Source organism: Arthrobacter sp. NPDC080031, assembly GCF_040702485.1.
Taxonomy (GTDB): Bacteria; Actinomycetota; Actinomycetes; order Actinomycetales; family Micrococcaceae; genus Arthrobacter.
On sequence record NZ_JBFBLA010000005.1, the window covers coordinates 19346 to 43116 of the forward strand.

Here is a 23771-nt window from a genome sequence, read left to right on the forward strand (position 1 = left end):
ATCTGCCCCAGCTGCAAGGCTCAGCAGCAGCGCCCCCGGCGCGCACGCTCATGGAGATTCTCGAAGACACTGCCCTGGCATTTCCGGAGGCCTCTGCCCTCGATGACGGGCAAAAGTCGCTGAGTTACTCCGAGCTCATGGCGCAGGTGCGAGGCTTTGCCGCCACGCTCAACGCGGCCGGACTGGGCCCCGGAGACAAGATCGGAGTGCGGGTCCCCTCCGGCTCCAACGATCTGTACATCGCCATTCTGGCGATCATCTCGATTGCGGCCGCCTATGTACCCGTGGACGCGGACGATCCCGAGGAACGGGCACGGCTGGTTTTCGGCGAAGCCAAAGTGTCTGCCGTCGTCACAAAGGGCCGCAGGATCGAAGTGTCCGGGGAGCGCCCAACACCTCATCCCGCTCCGCGTGCACCCAAACTGGACGACGACTCCTGGGTCATCTTCACCTCGGGCTCCACCGGCACGCCCAAGGGTGTGGCGGTGCAGCACCGTTCGTCCGCCGCCTTTGTTGACGCCGAAGCCCGGCTCTTCCTCCGGCAGGATCCCATAGGTCCGCAGGACCGGGTCCTCGCCGGCCTTTCAGTCGCCTTCGACGCTTCCTGCGAGGAGATGTGGCTCGCGTGGCGGCACGGTGCCTGCCTGGTCCCGGCCCCGCGCGCCCTCGTACGTTCCGGCATGGACCTTGGCCCATGGCTCATCAACCACGGCATCACAGTGGTGTCCACAGTTCCCACGCTCGCGGCCCTCTGGCCGGCAGAAGCCCTCGAGAACGTGCGCCTGCTCATCTTCGGCGGCGAAGCCTGCCCTCCCGAGCTCGCCGAGCGCCTCGCAGTGGACGGCCGCGAAGTGTGGAACACGTATGGCCCCACCGAAGCAACCGTCGTGGCCTGCGCGGCTCCCCTGGGCGCAGAAGGCCCCGTCCGGATCGGATTGCCGCTGGACGGCTGGGACCTCGCAGTCGTCGATGCCTCCGGTGTCCCGGTCGCGGAAGGCGGGACGGGCGAACTCATCATCGGCGGCGTCGGACTTGCCCGCTACCTCGATCCGGCCAAAGACGCCGAAAAGTACGCCCCGATGCCGTCCCTCGGGTGGGATCGCGCGTACCGCTCCGGCGACCTCGTCCGCTATGAGGAAGCCGGCCTCATCTTCCAAGGCCGCGCGGATGAGCAGGTCAAACTTGGTGGCCGGCGCATCGAACTCGGTGAAATCGACGCCGCCCTGCAGGCCCTTCCAGGAGTCGCAGGTGCCGCCGCTGCAGTCCGCACGACGGCGGCAGGGAACCAGATACTGGTCGGTTACCTGGCTCCGGCCGGACCGCAGGACATCGACCTCGCAGCTTCCCGCGAGCTGCTCACGGAGAGCCTTCCCGCCGCGCTGATCCCCCTGCTGACGGTGGTGGATTCGCTTCCGACGAAGACCAGCGGCAAAGTGGACCGGCATTCCCTTCCGTGGCCGTTGGCGGGGGCGGGCGCCGCGGATGCAGACAAGGCACCACTCAACCTGCCAGAGGACGCCCAATGGGTGGTTGAGCAGTGGGAAAGCGTTCTCGGCTCAGCCGTCACCTCGCTCGACGCCGACTTCTTCGCCTATGGCGGGGGCTCCCTCGCTGCGGCCCAGCTCGTCTCGGCGCTGCGCGTGCGCTACCCCGTCATCACGGTGGCCGAAATCTACGCAACACCCCGCGTCGGCGCCTTGATCGACGCCGCGCGGCAGTCACTGCCTGAAGGCGGCATCCAAGGGCCGGCGGCCGAACGCACGGTTCGGCCCACCTCCCGGAAATCACAGATCTTCCAGACCCTGATGGGCATTCCCCTCAACATCCTGGTGGGCATGCGTTGGCTCACCTACCTCATGGCCGCGAACCATTTGCTGGCCGACTTCGCCGGTTTCACAGCCGCTCCCGTGGTGTCATGGTGGTGGATCCTGGCGTCTTGGCTGGTGTTCGTCAGCCCGCCGGGACGCATGGCCGTTTCGATCCTGGCCGCGCGAATACTCTTGCGGGGTGTCCGGCCCGGAACCTACCCGCGCTCAGGCAAAGTCCATTTGAAGCTGTGGCTGGCCGAACAGATCCAGGATCTTTCGGGCGCCATCAGCCTCGCCACCGCACCCTGGGTTCCCTACTACGCCAGGGCACTGGGTGCGAAGATCGGGAACAACGTCCATTTGCACTCCCTGCCGCCCGTCACAGGACTGCTGTCACTGGGCAGCGGCTGCAACATCGAACCCGAAGTGGATCTCTCCGCATGGTGGATCGACGGTGACTACGTCCACATCGGCGCCGTCCACGTAGGTGCCGGCGCCACAGTGGGCTCCCGCAGCACGCTCATGCCGGGAGCCAGCATCGGCGCAGGTGCGCGCGTGGAGCCCGGTTCCGCGGTGTTGGGCAAGGTCAAGGCCGGGCACCTTGTTGCCGGCTCCCCCGCCGAACGCCGTGGCAAAGCCAAGCATGGCTGGCCGGAGACCCCGTCGTCACACCATCTGATCGGCCGGCTCTGGTTCGCGGCGTTCGCTGCTGCCTCGGCGCTACTGGCCTTGATCCCCTACATCTCGGCATTCGTCGGCGCGATCGTCATTCTGGCCTTCATCCAAGGCCGGAGTTCCCTGCAGGATGCCTTCCCGGAACTCCTCCTTGCCATTCCCTTGGCGGCATTGGCCTGGTTCCTGTGCAATCTCCTGCTGATCCTGGGGACCACCCGGATGCTCGGCGTTGGTCTCAAGGAAGGGTACTACCGGGTCCGCAGCCGCGTCGGCTGGCAGGTCTGGGCCACTGAACGCGTGCTCGACATGGCGCGGGACCTGCTCTTCCCCATCTACGCGAGCCTCTTCACCCCCGTGTGGCTGCGCCTGCTGGGTGCCAAAGTAGGCCGTAACGTGGAGGCTTCCACGGTGCTGCTCCTGCCCCGCATGACCACCATCGGCGAAGGCGCGTTCCTCGCCGACGACACCATGGTGGCCTCGTACGAGCTGGGCGGCGGCTGGATGAAGATCGCGCCGGCCAAGATCGGTAGACGCTCGTTCCTCGGCAATTCCGGAATGACCGCCGCAGGCCGAAGCGTACCCAAGAACTCACTCGTCGCGGTGCTATCGGCCACGCCGGCAAAGGCCAAATCGGGCACGTCCTGGCTGGGCAGTCCACCTGTCAGGCTGCGCCGCACCGCAGTCAATGCGGACCAGAGCCTCACCTTCAACCCGCCGCTGGCCCTCAAGACCAAACGGGCCCTGTGGGAACTGTGCCGGCTGGTGCCGGTCATCCTGACGGTGGGGATCGCCGTCGGCATCATGTTGGTACTCGACTGGATCGCCACCGAATCCTCTTACTGGCTCGCGGCCGTCCTTGGGGGAATCGTGGTCCTCGCAGCAGGTGCCGTGGCCGCGGCGAGTTCGGTCGCGGCCAAGTGGATACTGGTGGGGCGCATCAAAGAGGGCGAGCATCCCCTATGGAGCTCGTTCATCTGGCGCAACGAAGTGGTGGACACTTTCATCGAAATGGTCAGCGCTCCCTGGTTCGCGCGTTCGGCGTCCGGCACGCCGGCGTTGGTGTGGTGGCTCCGGGCGCTCGGCGCGAAAATCGGCCGGGGTACCTGGTGCGAGAGCTACTGGCTGCCCGAAGCCGACCTCGTCACGCTCGGCGAAAGCTCCACCGTCAACCGCGGCTGCGTGGTCCAGACACACCTCTTCCATGACCGCATCATGAGCATAGACACCGTGGTCCTTGGGGACGGCGCCACGATGGGCCCGCACGGGGTCATCCTGCCGCGCGCGAGCATCGGAGCGGGCGGAACGGTGGGACCGGCGTCGCTGGTCATGCGCGGTGAGACTGTCCCCGCTGGCACGTACTGGATGGGCAACCCGGTCAGCCCGTGGTCCGGACCGTAGCGTAGATTGGCAAGAGGGCCTATGAAATACGAGCCCAGGATAACAGCAACACAACAAGCTACACGGAGGCAGCCAGCGCACATGAGCCCTAGCGAACCAGGAATCACCACAACTGCCGCCGATCCCTACACGCTGCATCACGGGAGCCTGGCATTCCAAGTGCTGAGGTATGAGCTGGACCTGGACTACAGCCTGGGCAGCAACCGGCTCAACGGCCGTGCAATGCTTCGCTGCATAGCCCTCGAAGACACGGACTCGGTGATCCTGGATCTGGTGGGCCTGAAGGCTTCCAAAATCCTGATGGACGGCAAGAAAGTGCCGAAGTTCAGTATCCGCGGCGAGCACCTCGTGATCACGGCCAAGGACCGGTTGCGGACAGGCCAGCATTTCACCATTGAGCTCCGCTACGACGGCAATCCTCAGCCGCGCCGGGGCCTGTGGGGCGAAGTCGGTTGGGAAGAGCTCGACGACGGCGTCCTGGTGGCCGGGCAGCCGAATGGCGCCGCGTCCTGGTTCCCGTGCAACGACCATCCGCGGCACAAGTCCAGCTACTTGATCAGTATCACCACCGACGACAACTACCGCGCGATCTGCAACGGCCGCCTCGTCTCCCACAGCAGGAAATCAAGCCGCGAAACCTGGGTCTACGAACAGGGCGAGCCGATGGCAAGCTATCTCGCCACCGTGCAGATCGGGCGCTACCGGCTTCACCAGCTCAGCCCCGCCCTCGCGGGAACCCGCACAGGGACGGCCCATCATGCCGAAGCCCTGCGCCAGACCCCGGTGCCCCAGTTCGTTGCCGTCTCCCCCGGTTTGTTGACCGAAGCCCGCGAAGGCCTGGCGCGGCAGGCCGACATGATGCGCACCTTCGTGGACTGTTTCGGTCCATATCCCTTTGCGGAATACACGGCCGTCGTGACTGAGGACGAACTGGAAATTCCCCTCGAAGCCCAGACCCTCTCGATCTTCGGCCGGAACCACATGGAGCAATCATGGGAGGCGCAGCGCCTTATCGCCCACGAGCTGTCCCACCAGTGGTTCGGCAACTCGCTCACTGTGAGCAGTTGGCGGGACATCTGGTTGCATGAGGGCTTCGCCTGCTACGCCGAGTGGATCTGGTCCGAGGAAGCCGGCGTCATGTCCCTCGCCAACCGTGCAAGGGCCGCATGGCGCAAGCTCGACGTGGGCGCCCAGGACCTGGTGATCGGCGACCCCGGGCCCGAGCACATGTTCGACGACCGTGTCTACAAGCGTGGCGCCCTTGCCCTCCATGCCGTCCGTCGTGCATGCGGGGACGCAATGTTCTTCGGATTGTTGCGGCATTGGACCGAAGCCAAACGCCACAGCTCAGTGTCCACGGCGGAATTCATCTCCGTGGCCAACGCCTACGTCCCGGGGCTCGACGCGGCCAGCGTCCTGGAACCATGGCTGTACCAAGCACGGCTGCCCGCCTTCGGTCGATCCTGAAATTCAGCAAATCCAAGGATTCAACGGGACGTTGCCGCGAGGGCCGCTAGCAGTCCGGCCGGAAGATCCCGACCGTCGGCGCTGGCCGGGAGTTCCAGGTCCCACAGTCCCGGCCGTTCGAGCACATCGAGGGTATCAGGGGCCACCCTGAGCCCTTCGCCTGTCATCTTCAACCAGGCTTCCTTGCGCGCCCACAACCGGGCGCGCTCCTGGGCCCGGTGCCCGGGTTCCAGCGCGTTGAGATGGAGTTGCTCGCGTGCGGTCAGGGCAACGTCGTCGAAGCCGGCGAACTCCGTGCCCGCCGCATTTTCCAGATCCACGCCCACCCGGAGCCCCGGTTCCGGATGCACGACGCCGGCAAACAGCACCCAGCCCGACGCCCGTGAGGCGCTGAGCACCAGGGGGGCTGGGCCGCCGTCGAGCAGGTAACCGGGCCGGCCGTGTGCGATGTCCGGCCCGGCACCGCATTCCGGGCACTCATAGGCCGCCTGGAGCTTCGAAGCGCGAACACCCAGGAGGGTTGCGGCGAAGTTCTGCTGCGCCAGCCGGGATGCCAGGAACTCCAGCCGGAGGACCGGGGCCATGGCGTCTCCCCGTAGGGTCTCGGCCGGAGACAGCAATTCCGCCGCCATCTTCTCGATGTCGGCGGAATCGGCAGGATCCAGGGACTGGATGTGAACAGCCAGCCCCTGGATCCCCGGGTTGATTCTCGTCAGCGCTGGACTGCTCCGAATCGCTCTGCGGCGACTGCGACGGCGGCCTCGCGTGCCTCCGATGCCTCGTCGGCGGTCAAGGTGCGGTCCGCGGCACGGAATCGCAGCGCGAAGGCGAGCGACTTCTTGCCGTCTTCGATGCCGTGGCCCGCGTAGACATCGAACAGGGCGACGTCCTCGAGGAGTTCGCCGGCGCCTTCCCGGAGTGCGGCCAGTACGGCGTCCGCCGGAATGTCCTGCGGCACCACGAGGGCAACGTCCTGGGTTGCCACCGGGAAACCGGAGATGTGCTTGGCAACAATGACGTCCGGAGCGGCGTCGAAAAGTGCGTCCGCGTTGAGCTCGAGGGCAACGGAGCGCGCCGGCATGTCATGGGCTGCGAGCAGCTTGGGGTGCAATTCGCCGGCGTAGCCCACGATGTCGCCGGAGCGGAGCGCCAACTTCGCGGCACGGCCCGGGTGGAACGCCTGGTGGCTGCCTTGGCTGACCACGAGTTCCACGCCGAGGACGTCGCCCACGAGCCGGGCAACATCCAGGGCGTCGGCCCAGTCCCAGGCACGCGGAGTGTGGGCCGCGGCGGCCGGGGAATCATGGCCGGTCAAAACAGCGGCGATGTGCAGCGGCTGGTCCGGGACGCCGTCGTACAGCCCGTCAAGGACCTCGTCGGAAGGCTTGACGCCCAGCGGAGGGATCGATGCCGTGCCCAACTGCCCGTCGGGAAGGAACACCGAGCCTGCCTCGAAGAGGGCGAGGTCGCGGAACCCGCGGGAGTGGTTGCGCCGGGCAACCTCGATCAGGCCGGGAAGTACGGAGGTACGCAGGTAACCGTGTTCTTCGCTGATCGGGTTGGCCAGTTTGAGGGCGGTGCGTGCCGCGCCTTCCTCTGCCACGCCGAAGGTGTCATTCGATGACTTGGAGACAAAGGGGTACGAGAGGACCTCGGTGAGCCCCGCGTCGGCAAGGGCCTGGACCACGCGGCGCTTTTGCTGCTGGGTCCGGGTCAAGCCGCGGCCTGGAGGGGCCACGGGCAGGGTGGCCGGGATGTTGTCGTAGCCCACCAGCCTTGCGATTTCCTCGGAGAGGTCTTCCTTGGTTTCCAGGTCATTGCGCCAGCTCGGGGCCGTGACCAGATAAGAGCCGCTCTCTTCGCCCATGAGGACAATGGCGCCCAGGTCCCTCAGGGAACCGGTGATCTGTTCTTCCGTGAAGTCGATGCCGATCCGGGAGGCCGCGTAGTTGGCCGGCAGCTCGATGGTCACGGCATCGGGCGCCGTCCCGACGTCGGTACCGGCTTCGTCTGCCGTCCCCCCTGCCAGTTCAACCAGGAGGTCGACGACGCGTTGGGCAGCAACGTTGGCAACCTGCCAATCCACTCCGCGTTCGAAGCGCTTGGACGCCTCCGACGGCAGCTTGTGCCTGCGGCGGGACCGCCCGATCGAGACCTCGTCGAAGTGCGCTGCCTCGACGAGGATGTTGGTGGTCGAATCGGAAACCTCGGTGTTGGCTCCGCCCATGACGCCGGCGATGCCGATGGCGCCGGAGTCGTCGGTGATGAGGAGGTCTTCGACGTCGAGCGCACGCACTTTGTTGTCGAGGGTGGTGATCTTCTCCCCCGCCACGGCGCGGCGGACCACGATATCGCCCGAAAGCTTGTCGAGGTCGTAGCAGTGGTTCGGCTGGCCGAGTTCGAGCATCACGTAGTTGGAAATGTCGACAGGCAGCGAAATGGAGCGGATTCCGGCCAGGCGCAGCCGGGAGACCATCCATGGCGGGGTGGGTCGGCTGGCGTCCACGCCGCGGACCGTGCGGGCCACGAAGCGGTCGCAACCGGGCTTGCCGTAGATCGGAGCGTCGTCGTTGAGCTTGACGCCGTAGCCTCCGGAGAGTGCCGCAGGGGCATTGACCTTGGCGGCAGGGTCCGTGAAGACGGTTCCGGTGGCGTGGGCGTATTCGCGGGCGACACCACGGATCGAGAACGCGTAGCCGCGGTCCGGAGTGACGTTGATTTCGGCGGCTTCGTCGTAGAGGCCGAGGAGGGACATGGCGTCGGTTCCGATTTCGGGATCCAGGCCGATGCGGGAAAGCACCAGGATGCCGTCGTGGTCCTCGCCGATGCCGAGTTCACGGACCGAGGCGATCATGCCTGCTGACAGGTGCCCGTACGTCTTGCGCGCGGAAATGTGGAAATCACCCGGGAGCACGGCGCCCGGGAGGGTCACCACAACCTTGTCTCCCTCGACGAAGTTGTGGGCACCGCAAATGATGCCCTGCACACCGGAGGGGTCGATGCCCTTGCCGGTCAGGGTCTGCTCCTGGCCTTCGGGAACCACGCGGACCTGGCACCAGTTGACGGTCTTGCCGTTGCTCTGCGGTTCCTTGACGAGGCTCAGGACCTGGCCCACCACGATGGGGCCCTTGAGTTCGTCCGTGGGGCGGTGGACGGCTTCCTCTTCAAAACCGACCTTGACGAGTTCCGCCATGACGTCTTCGGCCGTTGCGTCGGCCGGAACCTGCGCGAATTCACGCAGCCATGAAAGTGGGATACGCACTGTTAGATCTCCATCCCGAAGTGCTCGCTGAAACGTACATCGCCTTCGATCATGTCGCGCATGTCGCCGACCTCGTTGCGGAACATGAGCGTGCGCTCAATGCCCATGCCGAAGGCAAACCCTGAATACTCGTCCGGGTCGATGCCGGCAGCGCGCAGGACGTTGGGGTTGACCATGCCGCAGCCGCCCCATTCGATCCAGCGGGGGCCGCCCTTGGCGCCCGGGTGCCAGATGTCCAGCTCCGCGGAGGGTTCGGTGAACGGGAAGTAGTTGGGACGCAGCCGGATCTGTGCCTCGTCACCGAACATCTGCCGGGCGAAGTGCTCCAAGGTGCCGCGCAGGTCGGCCATGCTCAGCTTCTTGTCGATGGCAAGGCCCTCGAACTGGTGGAACACGGGCGTGTGGGTGGCATCGAGTTCATCGGTGCGGAATACCTTGCCCGGGCATAGTACATAGATGGGCACTTCGCGCTCCAGCATGGAACGGACCTGCACGGGGGAAGTGTGCGTGCGCATGAGCAGGTGCGCCTCGGGAGGCTCCACGAAGAAGGTGTCCTGCATTTCGCGGGCGGGGTGGTCGGGCTTGAAGTTGAGGGCGTCGAAGTTGAACCACTCGGACTCGACCTCGGGTCCTTCGGCGATTTCCCAACCCATGCCGACGAAGATGTCAGCCACGCGGTCCTGCAGCGTGGACAGCGGGTGGCGGGCGCCGGCACGGCGCCGCCGCGGCGCTGCCGTGACGTCGACGGTTTCCTCGACAAGGATGCGGGCGTCGTTTTCGGCTTCGAGCACGGCGGTCCGAGCTGCGAGCGCCTGGTTGACCCGCCCACGGGAGGAACCCATGAGCTTGCCTGCGGCGGCCTTCTGCTCCTTGGGCAGGCCACCGATCTCACGGTTGGCAAGGCTCAAGGGCGACTTCTCGCCCGTGTGCGCCAAGCGGACGGCTTTGAGTTCTTCGAGGGAGGATGCAGCGGCAATCGCGGCGACGGCTTCCTCAACGGCAGCGGTGATGGCGGCTTCATCCAGAGGGTTCGGGATGGCAGCGCCCGGCAAAGTGTCAGTCATCTACTGTTCTTAGCTACGAGTCGGAAATGGTCTTCACCAGGCGAGGCCATGGCAAAAGCAGGAGCGATGCTCGCTGGACACGTCCGGCGGGCACTAACACCCAGTCTAGTAGAAGGGTTCGGTGGGGCTTTAACCCGTGACACCCTCCGGACGGCGTCCGCGAGCGCCCGGGGCTAGCATGGCCTCATGACACCGGCCCGCACCATCACTGTCACCGGAGAAGGAACCGCCGAAGCCGTTCCCGACCTGCTCACGTTCACGCTCGCCGTCGAGGTCAGGCGCGACGCGGCCGAAGCTGCCTATGGCGACGCCGGCGCGATCGCCTCGGCCGTGAGGGAGGCGTTGCGCGGGCGCGGTGTGGCCGGTCTTGACCTGCGCACCAGTGGCCTCAATCTCCGTGCCGAACTCGTCTGGGCCGAAAACCAAGGGCAAAAAGTCACTGGTTATGTTGCATCCACCACCTTGGTTGCCCGGGTCAGCCCGCCATCAGCGGCTCCGGCGGCCATATCCGCCGCGGTGGCTGCAGGCGGTGACAGCCTTCGCATCAACGGGATCGAACAAGGATTCACGGATTCCTCCGCCGTTGCCGCGCGGGCGCAAGAGGCGGCATGGCGGGAGGCCGAAGCAAACGCGGCCCGGTTTGCCGCACTTGCCGGCGGCAGGCTGGGGCAAGTGCTATCCATAGACCAGCGCCTGGAGCATGGATCGCCGGTGCCGATGATGGGCGGCATGAAGCGCGCCGCAGCGAGCCAAAGCGTGCCCATCGAAGCGGGATCGGTGGCGGTTACTGCGAGCGTTGTGGTGCAGTGGGAGCTCGACTCACCGGGGAGTAGCGGCGGCTAGTGGACAGCGCCCGCGGATAGCTTCACGTCCACCGGAGTCTCAAGCGCAGTGCGCACGACGACGGCGATCCCCCGTCCCATGTCGCGCGTCGCCATCCCAGGCGCGGCACTACCCTGCGGCAGTTGGGCCTCGTCATAGGGAACGTGGACGAAGCCGCCCCGCGCGCGGGGCGCAACACCCCCGGCGAGCTCGTGCATCAGGGCGTAGAACACGTGGTTGCAGACGTAGGTCCCGGCAGTCTGCGAGACTTCGGCGCGGATTCCGGCGATCTGCAAGGCTCTGAGCGCGGACTTCACCGGCAGTGTGCTGAAGTACGCCGCGGGCCCTTCCGGGACCACAGGCTCGTCGATGGGCCTGTTTCCAGCGTTGTCCGGGATTCTGGCGTCATCGCAGTTAATAGCCACGCGCTCCAAGGAGAGCCGGTCCCGGCCGCCGGCGAGCCCGGCGCACACGACCAGCTCCGGGCGCAGCCTCCCCATGGCCTCGCGCAGGACGGCAGCGGATTCACCGAAAACGCACGGTAGCTCGAGCGCTTCCACCTCATGCCCTTCGGCGCGCAAAACTTCCTGCGCTTCGAGGACGGCAGCCCACGAGGGGTTGTGGGAATCGCCGCCAAACGGCTCGAAACCCGTCAGCAGAATCATGAACCCACCCTAGCAAGAGCTGGCCCGGCTTCGAGGGTCATCGTTCGATCTTCCACGGGCGTTCTTTCATCGGGCCTTGACAAGCGTTCGAACATATATTCGAATGGAGGCCATGAGATGGGACGCACAAGCACTTTCACCACAACGTGGTCCGGCACCCGGAGACAACAGCAACAGCATTCTGTCCGGAGCCGCCCCAGCAACGGACGCACTGCTGCCGCTGGCCGGGCTTGTGCGTTCCGTCTCAACCCCCGAATTCTCCGGAGTCACCTTCCATGAGGTCACCGCCAAATCGGTGCTCAACAAGGTGGCGTCCGGTTCCCAGATGCCTTTCGAATGGACGGTCAACCCCTACCGCGGGTGCAGCCACGCCTGCGTCTATTGCTTTGCACGCAAGAGCCACACCTACCTGGAGTTCGACGCCGGACACGATTTCGATTCCCAAGTCATAGTGAAAATCAACGCGGCGGAAGTCCTGCGCAAGGAACTGTCCAAACCCTCGTGGGGCCACCATCATGTGGCCCTTGGCACCAACACGGATCCGTACCAGCGGGCAGAGGGCCGCTACCAGTTGATGCCGGGGATCATCCGGGCCCTCGCCGATTCCGGTACTCCGTTTTCCATCCTCACCAAGGGAACCCTCCTGGGCCGCGACATCCCCCTCCTCAAGCACGCCTCCAGCCAAGTGTCCGTGGATCTGGGTATCTCGCTGGCCATGACTGACGAAACCCTGGCCTCGGCAGTGGAACCGGGCACGCCCGCGCCGCGAGCCAGGCTCAAGCTCATCCGCCGGCTGCGCGAGGCCGGGCTGCCTTGCGGTGTCATGGCCATGCCCATCCTGCCGTGGCTGACGGACAGCGATGACGCCCTGGAGTCGCTCTTTACCGCCCTGTCCGAGGCCGGTGCCACTGGCGTGACGGCCGGGGCGTTGTACCTGAAGCCGGGCACGCGGGAATGGTTCATGCAATGGCTGGCGGCGCATCACCCCGGCCTCGTCGGCAAGTACCGGCGCCTTTACGGCCAAGGCTCGTATGCTTCGAAGGAATACAGGACCTGGCTGAGTGGCCGCATCAACTACTTCAAGGCCCGTCACGGCTTTTCCGGGAGCAGCGGTTTCAGCCACAGGAACGCGACAACGGGCAAGGAGACGCCGGTTTCCCTTCCACCGGCTTCCTTTCCAGCAACCGGCCAGTCGACTCTCTTCTAGCCGGGTCCTTTCTAGCCAGGTCTTCTAGCCGGGCAGGCCCGAGGCCACCCGTTCCAGCAGTGCACGGACAATAGGCAGGTCAGCAGGAATCCACGGCAACGTGAACGCTTCGTCTCCATTGCCAAGGGGAACCCACCGGAGTTCATCGTGGTCTTGGAGCGGACGCGGTTCGCCGTCAAGCAGTTCGGCGAACCATACCCTCATGACGGCCCGCTCGTTCAGGGGCCAACCGGCGCCTGCGTCCGGTTCCACCTCGGCCCCGAGCCGGACAGTGATCCCGAGTTCCTCGAGCAGCTCGCGGTGCAGCGCGTCTTCGAAGGACTCCCCCGCCTCCAGCTTGCCGCCCGGGAACTCCCACATTCCCGCGAATTGCGGCGGGGCGCTGCGTCTTGCGGCCAGCAGCCGCTTCGGGCTTTCAAGGGAATCGACGACGGCGGCGCCCGCCACGCTTATCAGTCCAGTCACCGCAACAGTCTATTGGCCGTCAGCCCATCAGCCCTGCCTATGGAAGTTGTCACATTCGGGGACATTCGGCCTCGACCCGCACTAAGGTTAAAAGTCGGCTTTATTCCCTTCGAGTGGCATCCCGCTCGCCCCCAAGAAACAGGACGATGACCACTACCGCTGTCACCAAGACCTCCCAAAAGACCGGAAGCCGTCACGTGTCGCTGGCGATCTTCGCCCTTGCCATGGGCGGATTCGCCATCGGAACCACGGAGTTCACCATGATGGGCTTGCTCAAGGAGATCGAGCAGGGACTCAATATCAGCACTCCCGAGGCCGGGAACCTGATTTCCGCCTACGCTTTGGGGGTCGTGGTGGGGGCGCCGGTCTTCGCTGCGCTGGGCGCCCGGCTCCCCCGCAAGCAACTCGCCTTGGGACTCATGCTGTTCCTTTCCATAGCGAACCTGACGTCCTTCGTTGCGCCGGACTACGGAACCATGGTGATCACGAGGTTTGCCTCGGGGCTGCCCCATGGCGCCTTCTTCGGGATCGCCGCGGTCATCGCAGCGAGCCTGGTTGCTCCCACCAAGCGCGGTTGGGCGATTTCGATGGTCATGGGCGGACTTACTGTCGCCAACGTAATCGGCGTTCCTGCGGCTACATGGCTCGGCCAGACATTCGGGTGGCGCCTGCTCTTCGTCGTGGTGGGCATCATCGGCCTGGCCACCAGTGTGTTGCTATGGAAGTTTGTCCCCTTTGAGCCTGCCCACCCCGAGGCAAGCATCCGCCGGGAACTTGGTGCCCTCAAACGCATCCAGGTGTGGCTGGCACTGCTGATCGGAATCATCGGTTTCGGCGGCTTCTTTGCCACCTACACGTACATCTCCCACACCATGACGTCCGTGGCCGGGATCCCGGAGGCGCTGATCCCCCTCGTAGTCGCCCTCTACGGACTCGGCATGGTGGCAGGCAACATCGTGGGCGGCCGCATCGCCGACAAGTCGGTCATGGGAACCATCTACCGGGTCCTTCCCCTCATCGCCTTGGCGCTGGTGGCCTACGCCGTCGCAGCCCACTGGGCGTGGTCGGCCTTCATCATGGTCTTCATCGTGGGCGGTATCGGCTCTATGCTTATTCCGCCCCTGCAGACGCGCCTCCTCGACGCTTCGCCGGACGCCCCGTCCTTGGCCTCTTCGCTCAACCACTCCGCCCTGAACATCGCCAACGCCCTTGGCGCGTTCCTCGGCGGCGTGGTCATCGCCTGGGGCTGGGGATACGTCGCCCCTGCCCTCGTTGGAGCTGTCCTGGCAGTCCTGGGCCTCGGCGTCGCGGGCATCAGCGGCTGGTTGGAGCGCAAGCGGCCGCTGGCGGCTTAGTGTTGCCCAGCATGCTTGGCTACGCGACGAAAGCACATCATCCTCTGCATGCTCGCTCCTTCGTCGCTTAGACGCATGCTGCCGGATAACGCGCCCCCGCCGCTACGCTGCCTCGGGGCTGCTTAGACCTGGACCCGCTCGACGTCGGGCTCCAGGTAGATAACCCGGGCGATCGGTACTGCAGTGCGGATCCTGAGTTCGGCGGCGTCGATCGCTTTGGCGATCAACTGTCCCGTATCTGCCGCGCCCACGCTGATCTTCGCAGCGACAAGCAACTCCTCCGGGCCCAGGTGCATGGTCTTGAGGTGGATGATGCGCGTGCCATCGGACTCAATCGCTTCCGTGATCCGCGCGTTGTCCTCTTTGGTGGCTGATTCGCCAAGCAGCAACGACTTGGTTTCCACCGCGAGCACGACGGCGATGCCCACAAGAAGCAGGCCGATCATTCCTGTGCCCGCGGCGTCCCACAAGCCATCGCCCGTGATCAGTGTCAGGCTCACGCCGAACAGCGCGAAAACGAGGCCCAGGAGGGCTCCGAAATCCTCCAGGAGGATCACGGGCAGTTCCGGTTGCTTGGCGTTGCGGATGAACTTGATCCAGCTCTGTTTGCCACGCAAGGGGTTGGATTCGTGGATTGCGGTGCGGAACGAGAAGGACTCCGCCACAATGGCTCCGAACAGCACGGCGAGCGGCACCCACCAGAAACCGCCTTCAATGCCATGGGGGTGCTGGAATTTCTCCCAGGCTTCGTAGAGCGCGAAGAGGCCGCCCACGCTGAACAGCACGATCGAGACGATAAAGGCATAGATGTAGCGCTCCCGGCCATAGCCGAACGGGTGTTCGGGACTTGCGGCCCGTTGCGCCCGCTTCCCGCCGAGCAGCAGGAGCAATTGGTTGCCGGAGTCGGCTACGGAGTGGATCGCCTCGGCCAACATGGACGACGACATCGTCAGGACGAATGCGACGAATTTGAGCACAGCGATCGCCAGGTTGGCACTCAATGCCGCCACGATTGCCTTGGTACCGCCATTTGCAGCCACGAAGGCTCCACCTCTTCTTCGGTTCAGGGGATGTGAGTTCAGGGGATGTGAGTGAATCGGCAGGAACGGACCGCGGGGCTGCGTCCCTGCAAGGAATACCGTACCTGTTGGGAAATTCTCAGGCGGCGTGCTGGGAGCGTGCGCTTGCGTACAGACAGACAGTGGCGGCCGTGCCGAGGTTCAGGCTTTCCGCCGAACCGTAGACGGGCACTGCGACACGATGGTCCGCAAGGGCCAGCTCGAAGTCTGAAAGTCCTTGCGCCTCGTTGCCGAACAGCCAGGCCGTCGGGGCCTCGAGTGCGTAGGCCGAAGGTGCCGCCGACGCACCCAGGCGGCGTGCCGCGTTCTCGTCCTGGAGTTTGTCCAGATTGAGGGTGCCGTAGCCGTCGGCTGCGAGAATTCCGATGCCGCGCTCCTTGCAGAGGGCCACGAGCTCCTCGACGTCCGCACCGAGGACAACCGGCAGGTGGAAGAGCGAACCTGCCGTGGACCGCACAGCTTTCGGGTTGTAGATGTCAACGCTGGAGGCCGTCAAGACCACTGCATCCGCCCCGGCCGCATCAGCGGCCCGAAGCACCGTTCCGGCGTTGCCGGGATCCCGCACTTGGCACATGACGGCGATCAGCCGCGCCCCGGCGTCGAGCACTGATTCAAGGCTGACGTCCACAAAACCGCAGACGGCCACGATCCCCTGGGGATTGACGGTGTCCGCCATGGCGGCCAGGACATCGTCGCTCGCGAGCCGCAAGGCAACGCCGTCGGCGAGCTCGGCCAGTTCAGGGAGCCGCTCCAGGCAGCTTTCGCTCGCGAAGACTTCGTATACGACGCCGGGCTCCCCCGCCGCGGTCCGCTCCCGGTGCAGGACCAGCGCTTCGCGAACGGCCTGGGGGCCTTCCGCGAGGAACCGGCCGCGCTTTAAACGGGCCGGGCGCCCTGCAAGCTTCGCGACATCCCTGACCCGATCGGCTCGGGGGTTGGACATCGGAAGTTCTTGCGGGCGCCCGGTTTCGTTCATATATAGAACTTTAGTGGCAGTTGCCACTGTCCCATGAACTGAGGCTACGCGTGCTACTCAGCAGCTTCAGCGGCAGGCTTCTTCGCAGCCTTGGCCTTGGGTGCCTTGGCAGCGGGCTCTTCCTCGGAAACGGAGGCCTTCACGCCGGAAGCAGACTTAGCAGCCGGGGCGGTCTTGGCGGCGGCCTTCGGAGCGGCCTCGGCCTTGGCAGCCGGAGCGGAAGTGTCGGCAGGCAAGGAGTCCTTGGCAACCTTGACCAGCGCGGCGAAAGCGTTGGCGTCGGAAACGGCCAGCTCTGCCAGCATGCGGCGGTCAACCTCGACCTCAGCGGCCTTCAGGCCCTGGATCAGACGGTTGTAGGTCAGGCCGTTGGCGCGGGACGCAGCGTTGATGCGCTGGATCCAGAGGCGACGGAAGTCACCCTTCTTCTTGCGGCGGTCGCCGTAGCTGTACACAAACGAGTGCAGCAGCTGCTCTTTTGCCTTGCGGTACAGGCGAGACCGCTGACCGCGGTAACCCTTGGCCCGTTCAAGGACAACCCGACGCTTCTTGTGGGCGTTTACCGCCCGCTTCACACGTGCCACGTGCGTACTCCTTCAAAATTCTTATCCCAAGCTGCTACTGCCGGAAACCCGGCCGGCCTGAGAAGGCTTTGGTGTAGTCGGCAGCTACCGGATGGCAGCAACCAGAAAACTTGGAACTTAGACGCCGAGCATCTTCTTGATGACCTTGGCATCGCCCTTGAAGACGATCCTGTCGCCGGCAAGGCGACGGGTCAGCGTGGAGGACTTGTGCTCCAGGTAGTGGCGGCGGTTGGCCTGCTGGCGCTTCAGCTTGCCGGTACCGGTCAGCTTGAAGCGCTTCTTAGCACCACTGTGGGTCTTCATCTTCGGCATGGGAACCGATCTCCTTACGTGTCCGCAGACTGGGTCTGCAGTTCTTTCGTGCAGCCTCCCCATGCGGGGCGGCTGCTGCTTTCGTGCCGGGCGGAGGGGATGCCTCCTGCGGCGTGACTAGTTGGTCTTGCGTGCCGCGGGCTTCGGAGCGGCCTTGGGGGCTGCCGGTCGAGCTGCAGGCTTCGGAACCGCGGGCTTCGCCATCGGTTTCGGTACTGGTGTAGCGGCAGGCTTGGGGGCGGCCGGAACAACAGGCTTGGAAGCTGCCTGCTCAGGAGCCTTTGCGGGCGCCGGTGCCGGTGCCGGTGCTGCTGCTGGCGCCGGTGCCGGTGCGGGCGCCGGTGCTGCTTCAGCCACGGGAGCCTTTTCGACAACCGGAGCCGCTTCAACCACAGGGGCCTCTTCGACAACCGATTCCTCAGCGACCGGAGTCTCCTCGACTTCGGCAGCCTCCGCCTCAACGACGTCGGGAACGGTTTCCTCGGCCTGGGTTTCCCCGGTCTGGGTCAAGAGTTCCGCCGGGAGCAAGTCCGCGAGTGACTGGGTCAAGGGAGCATCCTCGCCTGAAACGTCAATCCGGCCTGCGGCCTTGGCTTCATTCTGGGCTTTGGCTTCTGCACGCTGCGCCGCGCGGCGGGCCTCGGCCTTGGCCTCGGCCTTGTTCTTCAACGGACCGATCACCATGACCATGTTGCGGCCATCGATGCGCGGGCTGGACTCAATCACGCCAACTTCGGCAACGTCCTCAGCGAAGCGCTGCAACAGGCGGATGCCCATTTCGGGGCGCTGCTGCTCACGTCCGCGGAACTGGATCATGGCCTTCACCTTGTCACCGGCACCAAGGAAGCGAAGCGCGTGGCCGCGCTTGGTCTCGTAGTCGTGGGTGTCGATCTTCAGGCGGAAGCGGATTTCCTTAAGAACCGTGTTGGTCTGGTTCTTGCGGGCCTCACGGGCTTTAACAGCGGCTTCGTACTTGTACTTGCCGAAGTCCATCAGCTTGCACACCGGAGGCTTCGCCTGCGGTGCAACTTCAACGAGATCCAGGTCAGCCTCGGCAGCCAGACGCAGGGCGTCCTCAATACGGACGATTCCAACCTGTTCGCCGGCAGGGCCGACCAAACGCACCTCGGGGACGCGGATACGCTCATTGATTCTTGGCTCGCTAATGTCAAAGCTCCTGTTGTTGTGATGAGTATTCCACCGGCAAATAGAGAAGGCCCCCAATTGCTGGCGCAATCGAAGGCCTCGAAGATCGGAAACGGCCCCTTGGAGGGGCGTTCGCACCATCCAAGGGTGACCTTGAACGGCGTCCGACCAGGTACCCGGCAACTTACATCCCCGGAGGGAAACGGCTGACGCGGGTGGGAGAGAACTCCGCTTGCAAACTGAAAATCAATTCTACAGAAATCGGCAACCAACCGCACATTAACGATGGGGGCCGAGCGCTGCGTATGCCATGGAAAATGGCAACTTCCAGTCGGTCTGTGACAAGCTTACCAGCATGAGCACTTCAGACAGCAATTCCCTCGACCACGAGCCCGCCGGCACCGACGCCGGAGTAGGCCAGCAGATCCGCGACATTTCGGAAGTTCCGGCTGTTGAGGTCATCACCACCGGCGCCGTTCACCTCATGAGCGCTGCGGCCGTCAAGGTCGGTTTGGCCGACGACCCCGAGGCCGGGGAGCTCAAGGACCTGGACGAAGCCCGCAAATTGATCACCGCTTTGGCCGGCCTGGTCACCGCGGCAGCACCGGAAATCGGCTCGCAGCATGCCGGCCCCTTGCGCGATGGCCTCCGTTCCCTGCAGCTTGCGTTCCGCGAAGCTTCCCTCATCCCGGATGAGCCGGGCAAGGGCCCGGGCGAAAAATTCACCGGCCCGGTCAACTGACCCGGACTACCCGTACCACCGCGACGGCGGGCTGGCCCCCTTTGGCCGGCCCGCCGTCGTCGTATCCTGGCGGTTTAGGCGCAACTCAGGTGGCCGGATCCCCCGCGCCGGCCTGGGTGGTGGTCATGATCCGGCGCCGACGCAGCTGGAGGAACAGTCCGGCAAGGCACAGCACCACTCCCGCCGTCCCGACGGCGACGAAGCCGGCCCACGGCCCGACGCCGTCAATAAAGAGCCCTGCGACCGGCGAACCGAAAGCCACGCCTGCTGTAAGAGCCGAGCCATACCAGCCCATTGCCTCGCCGCGCCGGTCCTCATCCACGATCTCGGCGACCTTTTCCGAAGCCGCGGACAACACCGGCGCGCAGAGCAGGCCGGGGAGCAGGGACAACAAAGCAAGGGTCCAGGTGTCCCCGGCGAAGCCCATCGGAATGGTCAGGGCCGCCATGCCCAGCAGGAGCAGGATCGGTGAGACGGGCCGGTGCATGGCGCCGTAGATGAGCCCGCCGACTACCGAAGAGGCACACCAGAAGAAGAAGACAATTCCGATCTCGCTCTCGTGCCCGCCGCGCTGCAACACTGCGACAATTCCGACGTCGGTGCCGCTTAGTACCATGCCGGATCCTGCGGCGACGGCGAACACGGCGGCCACCGCGGCGGTGAACCATGTGAAGTTCCGGGCCATCTTTCCCCGCAGTCCGGAAGGTTGCGGGACCGTCGGAGCCATCTCCGATGCGGCTTCCTGGAGATGGGCCGGCGCCGAAGCCACCACCGCGGCTTCGGCCGCATGGAGCTCATCGGCATCCCGGTCGGCCGTCTGGCCTGCATCCAGGACGCCCTCGGTGCGGGTGGGCGGGTTGAACCACAGCAGGAAGAGACCGGCCCCCGAGGTGCACACGCCCACGATGGTCAGGCCGAGGACCGTGAAGCCGCTGGTAGCCACAACTGCGCCCACTGCGGGGCCGATCATGAAGACCACTTCGGTGCCGATCGAATCCAGGGCGTAGGCCGAACGCCGTTGCTCGCCATCAACCAGCACACCGAGGGACTGCCGGATGACGCTGAAGATCGGCAGCGTCAACAGGCCTCCGACGAAGACGAGGGGAAGGATCCATTCGTAGCTGACGTGCGGAACGACGGACCAAATCACCAGCTCAGACACCACCGAGGGAACAAGCGCCTTGCGCAGGCCGACAGTGTCCACGCGCCGACCTCGCCAGGGAGCGCCAATCGCGATGCCGATGGTGAATACCGCGGCGGCAGCACCGGCGGCGGCGTATCCCTTGCCCAGGGTCAGCACGATGTGCAGGGTGAGCAGAACTCCCGCCGCCGAGTGCGGTATGCGGGCGACCATGCCTACCAGCAGGAGACGCCGCACGGACGTGATGGAAAGCATCTCCCGGTAGAGAGAGAAATTCACGAGATACATCCTCTGTTCTGCCGAGGGCAGGACAAGGACGTTCCCCCTGTGCCTTCGGCTACTGTGCCGCCCGCTGCAAGCTGACTTCGATAGAGTCAACCCGCTCGGCGAACAATTCGTTCTGCACCCAACGTCCGTTCAGCCCGGAGACGAGATCCTGCACCGCGGCGGCGTCCAGGCCGTCCTCGAGGTACAGCACCACGCGCAATTCAGGCCCGGGTCCCCCGCCGGCCATGGCCGATCCATCAGCCGTGCGCGATGCCATCCCCGATCCTGGCCGCATCTCCAGGCGCCGCACGGCCGGATACGTCCCTGCCAAGGAATTGAGAGCAGCCTCCAGTTCATCATCAAGGTACGACGGCGTCCAGTCGCGCTGCTGCGCCAATGACCACATGGCCGGCCGGCGCACCACGAAGGTGACATCGGAACCCGGATCCAGGACGAGCAGCTGGGCTCCCTCGGACACGGCGGACAACGCCGCCCGGGCTGCATAAACGGCGACGGGCCGGGCCTGCGGGTGCCATGCTTCAAGGGCGGCAGCCGAGGTGAACACGGGCATGGCGGTGCGCCCATCCGGCGCTTTCAGTGTCACGAGCGCCATGTCGGCCTGCTTGTCGGCATGGAGGCCGTTCACGCCTTCGGCTTCCTCAGCGAGCTGGGCCACCACCGGGACAAAGACCCTGGCGGTTGCCAACGAAGCCACCACCGCAGCTTCGCTTCCGGTACCCGCGAGCAAGGCCGCGACGGCGGCGTGGTAGCCGGCGTCGGCCGTTCCGTCGTCGTCTTCGAAATTATGGATCTTGGCGGCGTCCCCGGCCAGGTTCCGGCCAGCCCAGGGCTGGCCGGCGGAATCGCCGGCTCCCCCGGCACCGGCCAGGGCCGCGGCGATGTGCCCGGGCAACTGCCGGGGTGCCAGAGCTGAAGCCTTGTCAGCAGTGGGCTGTGGATCCTGCGACATCAGCGGCGGCCGGCGACGTCCAGGGCTTCCGGAAGCGTGAAGGCACCGGCGTACAGCGCCTTGCCGACGATCGCTCCTTCGACCCCGAGCGGTACGAGTTCGCGCAGGACGCGCAGGTCCTCCAGGCTTGAGATGCCGCCCGACGCAACGACGGGTTTGCCGGTCTTTTCGACCATCTGGCGCAACAGCTCCACGTTGGGACCCTGCAACGTTCCGTCCTTCGTGACGTCGGTGACCACGTAGCGGGCACAACCGGCGTCCTCAAGGCGGGCCAAAACCTCCCAGAGATCCCCGCCCTCCTTGGTCCAGCCACGGCCCGCGAGCGTTGTGCCGCGGACGTCGAGCCCGACGGCGATCTTGTCACCGAAGCGGTCGATGGCCCGGCGCGTCCACTCCGGGTTCTCCAACGCTGCGGTTCCGAGGTTCACGCGGGCGACGCCGAGCTCAAGTGCGCGCTCGAGGGATTCGTCGTCGCGCAGCCCGCCGGAAAGCTCCACCTTGACGTTCAGCTGCGAGACAACCTCGCTGATGAGGCCGGCATTGTTGCCGCGGCCGAAGGCGGCATCAAGGTCCACCATGTGTACCCATTCGGCTCCGGCGTTCTGCCAGTTCAGTGCAGCTTCCAGCGGGGTGCCGTAGCTGGTCTCGGAGCCGGCTTCTCCCTGAAGGAGACGGACAGCCTGGCCGTCCACGATGTCGACGGCGGGCAGGAGTTCCAGAACAGGCAGTTCGGAGGCGGTGGTCATTGAAGTCCTCGGTGTTGTGGAGACGGGCGTCGGTTGCCCGGCAGGATCATTTTCCAGGCAGGGTGAAGAGGTAGGCCGCGAGCAGTGCCAGGCCGGCCAGGACGTAGAACGAAATCGAGACCCAGGCGGGACGTTTCTGCTGGTGGAAGGATATTCCGCCGCCAACCAGCAGCCCGGCCGCGCCCATGAAGATGACGGACCACATACTAGGCAGTGCCTCCGGCCTCGGTCGCCTGCGGCTGGACTTTTGCTTGCGGGCGCAAGCCCTCAACCCAGTTCCGCAGGAGCCGGGCTCCGGCGTCGCCAGACTTCTCGGGGTGGAATTGCGTGGCGCACAACGGACCGTTCTCCACGGCGGCGATGAAGGGGGCGCCGTGCTCGGACCAGGTCACCTTCGGCGGGGCCATGCGGGGCTGGACGACGTCGAATTCCCACTTCTGCACGCCGTACGAGTGTACGAAATAGAAACGTTCGTGCTCGACACCGGCGAACAGCTTTGAGCCTTCCGGCACGTCCACGGTGTTCCAGCCCATGTGCGGGACAACGGGCGCTGGGAGGAGTTCCACCTTGCCTGGCCACTCGCCCATGCCTTCTGCCTCGGTACCGTGCTCCACTCCGGCCTCGAACAACACCTGGAGACCGACGCAGATACCCAGGACGGGCCGGCCCCCGGCCACACGGCGGCCGATCATCCGGATGGCGTCGACTGCCTTGAGTTCGCGCATCACTGTTTCGAAGGCGCCGACGCCGGGGACCACGAGCCCATCGGCGTTCAGGACGTCTTCGGGCTTGGCGCTCAACGTGACTGCTGCTCCGGCACGCTCGAGCGCCCGGACTGCCGAGCGGACATTGCCCGAGCCGTAGTCAAGAACCGTTACGGTCGGTTTTCCTTCAGGCGAGACAATGCGGCTGGCAGCCTTCGGATCCACGACGGCGCCATCCTTGAGGATGTGCGTACTCACAAGGCACCCTTCGTGGACGGAATGCCCTCGACTCGGGGGTCGGACTCAACGGCGGAACGGAGCGCACGGGCGAACGCCTTGAACTGGGCCTCGACGATGTGGTGCGGATCGCGGCCGGCCAGGACATTCATGTGAAGGCAGATGCCGGCGTGCAGGGTGATGGCCTCAAAGACGTGGCGGGTCAGCGAACCGGTGAAGTGCCCACCGATCAGGTGGTATTCCTGGCCGGCCGGCTCCCCGCCGTGGACGAGGTACGGGCGTCCGGAGACGTCGACGACGGCGTGGGCCAGCGCTTCATCCAACGGGACCGTGGCCTCGCCGAAGCGACGGATGCCCGCCTTGTTGCCCAAGGCGCTGCGGAGGACCTCACCGAAGGTGATCGCAACATCCTCCACGGTGTGGTGGGCGTCGATGTGGGTGTCTCCGGTCGCCTTGACGGTCATGTCGATGAGTGAATGCTTGCAGAGCGCCGTCAGCATGTGGTCATAGAACGGCACCGACGTACTGATATCCGAGACTCCCGTGCCGTCGAGGTTGATTTCAACCAGGACGGAGGACTCGCTGGTGGTGCGTTCCATGCGTGCTGTCCGGGCGGCCGCCGTGCTGGCGCCGTTTTCGCTCATTGATGGTCCTTAGGAGGAAGGAGTGGTGGGACTTG

Annotated in this window: 22 protein-coding genes; 6 read left to right on the plus strand and 16 right to left on the minus strand. The window is 65.4% G+C overall.

The genetic code is table 11. The features are described 5' to 3' along the window. The first annotated feature begins 50 nt into the window (after nt 1-50). Both AB0323_RS05425 and AB0323_RS05430 read left to right on the plus strand, forming a co-directional pair. Entirely contained in the window at nt 51-3881 is a 3831-nt protein-coding gene (locus AB0323_RS05425) for a Pls/PosA family non-ribosomal peptide synthetase (protein WP_366176571.1), read from the plus strand. Nucleotides 3882-3962: 81 nt separating this feature from the next. Continuing rightward, nucleotides 3963-5348: a M1 family metallopeptidase gene (locus AB0323_RS05430; RefSeq protein WP_366176427.1), complete on the plus strand. Its 1386-nt coding sequence runs from the start codon at nt 3963-3965 to the stop codon at nt 5346-5348. Between the two features lie 20 nt (nt 5349-5368). On the opposite strand, the gene AB0323_RS05435 is transcribed toward AB0323_RS05430, so the two are convergent. The 3 genes from AB0323_RS05435 to pheS form a co-directional block, all read right to left on the minus strand. After that, on the minus strand, nt 5369-5932 hold the full coding sequence (locus AB0323_RS05435; RefSeq protein ID WP_366176428.1) for a 4'-phosphopantetheinyl transferase superfamily protein: 564 nt from the start codon (nt 5930-5932) through the stop codon (nt 5369-5371). Between the two features lie 128 nt (nt 5933-6060). After that, entirely contained in the window at nt 6061-8610 is a 2550-nt protein-coding gene (gene pheT / locus AB0323_RS05440; protein WP_366176429.1) for a phenylalanine--tRNA ligase subunit beta, read from the minus strand. A gap of 2 nt (nt 8611-8612) precedes the next feature. After that, on the minus strand, nt 8613-9674 hold the full coding sequence (pheS, locus tag AB0323_RS05445) for a phenylalanine--tRNA ligase subunit alpha (protein ID WP_078105647.1): 1062 nt from the start codon (nt 9672-9674) through the stop codon (nt 8613-8615). 186 nt (nt 9675-9860) lie between these two features. On the opposite strand from pheS, the gene AB0323_RS05450 reads away from it, so the two are divergent. Beyond that, nucleotides 9861-10517, plus strand: a complete 657-nt coding sequence (locus tag AB0323_RS05450; protein ID WP_366176430.1) for an SIMPL domain-containing protein — start codon at nt 9861-9863, stop codon at nt 10515-10517. Here the strand turns inward: AB0323_RS05450 and pcp are convergent. After that, the gene (gene pcp, locus AB0323_RS05455) at nt 10514-11161 is read right to left on the minus strand and encodes a pyroglutamyl-peptidase I (RefSeq protein WP_366176431.1); all 648 of its coding nucleotides are present in this window, start codon (nt 11159-11161) and stop codon (nt 10514-10516) included. The two genes, AB0323_RS05450 and pcp, sit on opposite strands and share 4 nt — an antisense overlap. A gap of 112 nt (nt 11162-11273) precedes the next feature. Here pcp and AB0323_RS05460 point away from each other — a divergent pair, with 112 nt between their 5' ends. Further along, nucleotides 11274-12368, plus strand: coding sequence for an Rv2578c family radical SAM protein (locus AB0323_RS05460; protein ID WP_366176432.1), 1095 nt, complete (start codon nt 11274-11276; stop codon nt 12366-12368). A gap of 24 nt (nt 12369-12392) precedes the next feature. Here AB0323_RS05460 and AB0323_RS05465 read toward each other — a convergent pair whose 3' ends face one another. Further along, on the minus strand, nt 12393-12833 hold the full coding sequence (locus AB0323_RS05465; RefSeq protein WP_366176433.1) for a (deoxy)nucleoside triphosphate pyrophosphohydrolase: 441 nt from the start codon (nt 12831-12833) through the stop codon (nt 12393-12395). Between the two features lie 146 nt (nt 12834-12979). On the opposite strand from AB0323_RS05465, the gene AB0323_RS05470 reads away from it, so the two are divergent. Then, entirely contained in the window at nt 12980-14188 is a 1209-nt protein-coding gene (locus AB0323_RS05470) for an MFS transporter (RefSeq protein WP_366176434.1), read from the plus strand. A gap of 122 nt (nt 14189-14310) precedes the next feature. On the opposite strand, the gene AB0323_RS05475 is transcribed toward AB0323_RS05470, so the two are convergent. The 5 genes from AB0323_RS05475 to infC all read right to left on the minus strand — a co-directional run bounded on the left by AB0323_RS05475 (nt 14311) and on the right by infC (nt 18375). Continuing rightward, nucleotides 14311-15228 carry a cation diffusion facilitator family transporter gene (locus tag AB0323_RS05475; RefSeq protein WP_366176435.1) on the minus strand — a complete coding sequence of 306 codons (918 nt, stop codon included), beginning with the start codon at nt 15226-15228 and terminating at the stop codon, nt 14311-14313. A 118-nt stretch (nt 15229-15346) separates the two neighbouring features. After that, nucleotides 15347-16243, minus strand: a complete 897-nt coding sequence (locus AB0323_RS05480) for an RNA methyltransferase (RefSeq protein ID WP_366176436.1) — start codon at nt 16241-16243, stop codon at nt 15347-15349. Between the two features lie 53 nt (nt 16244-16296). Beyond that, a complete protein-coding gene (rplT, locus tag AB0323_RS05485) occupies nt 16297-16827 on the minus strand; it encodes a 50S ribosomal protein L20 (protein WP_366176437.1) in 531 nt (176 codons plus the stop codon). Nucleotides 16828-16944: 117 nt separating this feature from the next. Further along, on the minus strand, nt 16945-17139 hold the full coding sequence (gene rpmI, locus AB0323_RS05490) for a 50S ribosomal protein L35 (protein WP_028266640.1): 195 nt from the start codon (nt 17137-17139) through the stop codon (nt 16945-16947). A 117-nt stretch (nt 17140-17256) separates the two neighbouring features. After that, complete coding sequence (infC, locus tag AB0323_RS05495) at nt 17257-18375, minus strand: translation initiation factor IF-3 (protein WP_366176572.1); 1119 nt, start codon at nt 18373-18375, stop codon at nt 17257-17259. A gap of 265 nt (nt 18376-18640) precedes the next feature. Between infC and AB0323_RS05500 the strand changes: the two genes are divergently transcribed. Then, nucleotides 18641-19027, plus strand: a complete 387-nt coding sequence (locus tag AB0323_RS05500) for a DUF1844 domain-containing protein (protein ID WP_364531631.1) — start codon at nt 18641-18643, stop codon at nt 19025-19027. An 85-nt stretch (nt 19028-19112) separates the two neighbouring features. Here AB0323_RS05500 and AB0323_RS05505 read toward each other — a convergent pair whose 3' ends face one another. The 6 genes from AB0323_RS05505 to hisB are packed head-to-tail and all read right to left on the minus strand — an operon-like array spanning nt 19113 to nt 23736. After that, nucleotides 19113-20447, minus strand: a complete 1335-nt coding sequence (locus AB0323_RS05505) for an MFS transporter (protein WP_366176438.1) — start codon at nt 20445-20447, stop codon at nt 19113-19115. Nucleotides 20448-20505: 58 nt separating this feature from the next. Continuing rightward, complete coding sequence (locus AB0323_RS05510) at nt 20506-21405, minus strand: SseB family protein (RefSeq protein ID WP_366176439.1); 900 nt, start codon at nt 21403-21405, stop codon at nt 20506-20508. Next, a complete protein-coding gene (priA, locus tag AB0323_RS05515) occupies nt 21405-22151 on the minus strand; it encodes a bifunctional 1-(5-phosphoribosyl)-5-((5-phosphoribosylamino)methylideneamino)imidazole-4-carboxamide isomerase/phosphoribosylanthranilate isomerase PriA (RefSeq protein WP_059387797.1) in 747 nt (248 codons plus the stop codon). Before priA ends, AB0323_RS05510 begins: the two co-directional genes overlap by 1 nt. A 46-nt stretch (nt 22152-22197) precedes the next feature. Beyond that, a complete protein-coding gene (locus AB0323_RS05520) occupies nt 22198-22356 on the minus strand; it encodes a hypothetical protein (protein WP_197023217.1) in 159 nt (52 codons plus the stop codon). A 1-nt stretch (nt 22357) separates the two neighbouring features. Continuing rightward, nucleotides 22358-23113 (minus strand): imidazole glycerol phosphate synthase subunit HisH, encoded by a 756-nt coding sequence (hisH, locus tag AB0323_RS05525; protein WP_366176440.1) that lies wholly within the window; start codon nt 23111-23113, stop codon nt 22358-22360. Then, nucleotides 23110-23736, minus strand: a complete 627-nt coding sequence (gene hisB, locus AB0323_RS05530; protein ID WP_364531648.1) for an imidazoleglycerol-phosphate dehydratase HisB — start codon at nt 23734-23736, stop codon at nt 23110-23112. The genes hisH and hisB overlap by 4 nt, the downstream gene beginning before the upstream one ends. Nucleotides 23737-23771 lie beyond the last annotated feature (35 nt).